Annotated in this window: 1 pseudogene; it reads right to left on the bottom strand. The window is 52.4% G+C overall.

Going from position 1 to position 233, the window contains the following annotated elements:
* Positions 1–74: 74 nt before the first annotated feature.
* Positions 75–233 (bottom strand): annotated as a pseudogene (locus SB660_RS23985) (hypothetical protein); the annotation flags it as partial.

The raw sequence follows: 233 nt of genomic DNA, 5'->3' as shown, positions 1-233 counted from the left end.
GACAGGGAGAGCGTCGTGGATGTTTTGGGCGCTAAGATTAGTGTCGGTCTCGGTGGTGGCGGTAATATAAATTAATGGACGCCGCCACCGGCCATGGCGATGCCTTCAACTTCCTTCATTGCCTCTTGGTCAATCGCGTTTTCTTCCATAATCCCTATAACATTCACCGTAATCCCCTGCTCCTTGGCGAAAGCCGCCATTGCAATCGGGTCTTCACCATGATTGGAGCAGCC

The organism is Bacillus sp. SIMBA_005 (genome assembly GCF_046535585.1).
GTDB lineage: Bacteria > Bacillota > Bacilli > Bacillales > Bacillaceae > Bacillus > Bacillus pumilus.
This window is presented reverse-complemented; position numbering and strand designations above follow the sequence as displayed.